This is a genomic window from Microcystis sp. LE19-8.1F, assembly GCF_027531715.1.
Lineage (GTDB): Bacteria > Cyanobacteriota > Cyanobacteriia > Cyanobacteriales > Microcystaceae > Microcystis > Microcystis wesenbergii_A.
Genome location: NZ_JAPZSO010000205.1, coordinates 1 through 2353 on the forward strand (window position 1 = coordinate 1; position 2353 = coordinate 2353).

Below are 2353 nucleotides of genomic sequence, written 5' to 3' on the forward strand. Positions count from 1 at the left end.
CCTTAAGAGTTCTCACCCAAGATAATAAACCCTGTTGTCCTCGCGGTAATGTCCATAAAAGCGGGAAAATTTGCCACCAGTGTTCAATTTCTAGGCTATATAAATCTAATCTTTGATCGTCGATTTGGGCATCATGAGCGATCGGCATTCCTCCCCCATAATAACGACCATTTCCGATCGCTATTTGTAGGGTTTTAACTTTGATATTTTGGCCATCAATACCGATCATAGCGGTAAAAGGACGAGTTTTACTTAATAACTGTAGGGCTGTCCAAGCGTAGGCCAAAATCCCCAAACGTCGCTTTAAACCCTTGTTCAGTTTTTGGGTAATTTTCACACTTAATCCTAAACTAGCCACGTTGAAAAAGTATTTATTATTTACCCAACCTAGATCGATATATTTTAAATTACCTTCCGCAATAATTCGACAGGCTTCGGCAATAGAATTCGGTATCCCTAAAGTCCGGGCCAAATCATTAGCCGTTCCCAAAGGTATAATGCCTAGGGGCAGTTGAGTTTCTACCAACACATCCACCATAGCATTAAGAGTCCCATCGCCACCACCGACGATAACTAAATCAATATTAGAGCGATATTTTTCCATCAAAAAAGGTATATCTTCTACCTTTTTCAAAGGGACGCTGATAATTTCAAAATCCCAATGATTGAGCAGCTCGACAGTTTGAGCAAAGTTTTCTTTACCCTTGCGCGAGTGACGATTGATTAGTAGTAAAGCTCTTTTAGTCATAGGTAAGTTTCTCAGAGTGCCGGGATAAAGGTTATGTAATTAGGAGTTGCTGAATAAATGTGAAATATAGACGAGGTAAGGGTTTTAGTGGCTGGTTTTGCAAAACAGGTGCAAGTCCTGTAGGGGCGAAGCATTCGGGCATAAACTATCGCTGAAACCGTAGATTTTCTATCCGAATGCTTCGCCCTTACTTTTTCAGTAAGTCCTATGTATAATAGCAAATTCAGACCCTTAAAGGCCATGAAACGAAGATAATGGCAGAATATTACTTAATTTTACTGATAACAGGCGTTTTTTCGGGCTTATTAGCGGGTTTATTCGGTATTGGGGGTGGCACTATCTCCGTGGCGATCCTGTTAAATTTAGGCTACAGTTACGGGGAATCGGTGGCTACCAGCAGTTTAGCGATCGTTTTCACTTCCCTAGGGGGTACGATCCAAAATTGGCGATTAGGTTCCCTCAAATGGCAGCGAGTTCTCCTCTTAGGTTTACCCGGGATTTTTACGGCATTTATCGGAGTCTATCTGGTCAAATCTAGCCCCAAACACCTCCTAGAAGCGGCTTTTGGTTGTTTTTTACTGTTCAATATCTATTTAACCAATCTCAAGCAAAATTTAAGCCAAAAAGAGCCAGTTTCTGCCATTAGATTGCATCCTAATCTAGCCTGTCTGCTAACCGGAGGAATCGCCGGATTTCTAGCCGGTATTTTCGGAATTGGCGGTGGGGCGATCATGGTGCCACTACAAATGATTTTTTTGGCAGAAAAGATCAAAATCGCCATTGTCACCAGTTTAGGTGTGGTTTTACTCAATTCGATCGCCGCCTGTTTCGCTCATGCCCAAGCCGGTTATATTCTTTATCTACAAGGGATTATTTTAGGTATCGGTGGTTCACTAGGTGTACAAGTAACCACTCGTTTTTTACCGAAATTACCCGATCGATTGGTGCGGATTACTTTTTATATTTTTCTGCTACTGATGGCCATTTATTTCTTCATCCGCGCTTGCTCTTAGACCGCATCAACGGACTCGTTAAATCTCAACTTTCTAACCCTTCCACTCTCTCCCCGATGGGTTTTTTCCGTGTTCATCAATAAAAAACGGAGAATACTTGACAAATTGGGGGGGGGTAGAATAGGGCTTGCTGTTAAGCAATGATTTATGGGGTATAAATAGCAATTTTTCCCCAGTATTAGCCATAACATTAGCTTGAATCAATCAAATCAAACAGGATTTAGTATAACAGGACATCCTAGACATGAGGACATAAGGAGATTATGTCCCGTTTTGTATAGCTCTAACCTGTTTAACCTCTAACTCTAACGCGGATGCGACTTGCTCAACGCTTAACCCTAAGGCCAACAAACGAGGGACCGCCTCTAGTGCTTTGTTTAGTCTGCCTTCCTCGCGACCTTCCTCACGACCTTGCTCGCGACCTTCCTGACGACCTTCCTGACGCGCTTCCTCGCGCACATCTTGAAAATACTGAGTTTGTTTTAATTCATCTAAACTAAACATAGTTTCTATCTCCCGACGATTGAGAAGCGGTAACTTATAAACGAGAATCGTCTCTATTAATTGTAAGAGTTCTTGCGGTTTTTGGTCG

3 protein-coding genes are annotated in these 2353 nt (G+C 42.0%); 1 reads left to right on the plus strand and 2 read right to left on the minus strand.

The features are described 5' to 3' along the window. A partial coding sequence (locus O9334_RS19430) for a lipid kinase (RefSeq protein ID WP_288001929.1) occupies window positions 1–748 on the minus strand: 748 nt, incomplete at its 3' end. 254 nt (window positions 749–1002) lie between these two features. Between O9334_RS19430 and O9334_RS19435 the strand changes: the two genes are divergently transcribed. Continuing rightward, the gene (locus tag O9334_RS19435; protein ID WP_045360638.1) at window positions 1003–1761 is read left to right on the plus strand and encodes a sulfite exporter TauE/SafE family protein; all 759 of its coding nucleotides are present in this window, start codon (window positions 1003–1005) and stop codon (window positions 1759–1761) included. A gap of 261 nt (window positions 1762–2022) precedes the next feature. Here the strand turns inward: O9334_RS19435 and O9334_RS19440 are convergent. Then, the coding region (locus tag O9334_RS19440; protein ID WP_288001932.1) for an Rpn family recombination-promoting nuclease/putative transposase at window positions 2023–2353 on the minus strand (331 nt) is incomplete at its 5' end.

Coding starts and splice junctions, on each gene's coding strand:
- O9334_RS19435 (WP_045360638.1), top strand. CDS start 1,003: ATGGCAGAATATTACTTAATTTTACTGATAACAGGCGTTTTTTCGGGC.